The organism is Paraburkholderia sp. SIMBA_054, assembly GCF_046534875.1.
In the GTDB taxonomy this organism is placed as follows: domain Bacteria; phylum Pseudomonadota; class Gammaproteobacteria; order Burkholderiales; family Burkholderiaceae; genus Paraburkholderia; species Paraburkholderia hospita.
Window position 1 is genome coordinate 1 of sequence record NZ_JAWRXV010000260.1, and the last position, 444, is coordinate 444.

The 444-nt window shown below is 71.6% G+C and carries 1 riboswitch.

Annotation, left to right across the window (positions count from 1 at the left end):
• Positions 1 to 243 precede the first annotated feature (243 nt).
• A riboswitch (cobalamin riboswitch) is annotated at positions 244 to 434 on the reverse strand.
• Positions 435 to 444 lie beyond the last annotated feature (10 nt).

Below are 444 nucleotides of genomic sequence, written 5' to 3' on the forward strand. Positions count from 1 at the left end.
GGTCGGTGGCGGCTTCGGCGAAGGCGGGGGCGACGACGGAAGTGCCAAGGGAAAGCGAGACGGCCGCGGCCAGCAGGGCGCGACGGCGAGCAACAACGAGGGACTGCATGAGGTGGTGACTCCTGGACCGCGCCTGCCCGCGCGGGTGGTGGGAAGACGGCAGGCGCAGGGATGACCAGGACGAGGCGCGGCATGGCCGCGATCGCCGCAGCCACGCCCACCGCGTGCCGATGCATCCCTGGGGCCGGTCTCCGGGCTCGCGAGTGAAGCGGCGTTCCTGCTGGATCGCGCTTCCGGCGACACGCCTTCCCATGCGGATGCACAGTGGCCGGGTTGTGTCGCCTGTCTCGCCCACCGTTGCGGGGGCAGCTCCGGAATTGCCGTGCTGGACTGGCCAGCACGGCGCACCGGATTCCCGTTTAAACCCCCGGCACGCCGGAGGTC